The organism is Sphingobium sp. LMA1-1-1.1 (assembly GCF_040676365.1).
In the GTDB taxonomy this organism is placed as follows: domain Bacteria; phylum Pseudomonadota; class Alphaproteobacteria; order Sphingomonadales; family Sphingomonadaceae; genus Sphingobium.
Genome location: NZ_JBEGHS010000063.1, coordinates 1 through 255 on the forward strand (window position 1 = coordinate 1; position 255 = coordinate 255).

A 255-nucleotide genomic window follows, 5' to 3' on the forward strand; every position below is an offset into this window, starting at 1 on the left:
CGCTGATGGGGCTGGTCGGGCTGCTGGCCGCCATCGTCTATGGGCAGAGCATCGCCGCTTCGCCGGTCTGGGGTCCGGTCTTCACCTTCACGCCGGTGCAGCTTTGCTGGATATTGATCGGCTATGGCGCGGTGGCTTCGGTGCTGCCGGTGTGGCTGTTGCTGGCGCCGCGCGATTATCTGTCGACCTTCCTCAAGATCGGCGCGATAGCCGCGCTGGCGATCGGCATCGTCATCATGGCGCCGCCCCTCAAAA

At 65.1% G+C, this 255-nt stretch carries 1 protein-coding gene; it reads left to right on the forward strand.

What is annotated here, in order from left to right:
- Positions 1-255: carbon starvation CstA family protein (locus MRBLMA1_RS20065; RefSeq protein ID WP_363739298.1), on the forward strand; the 255-nt coding region annotated here is incomplete at both ends.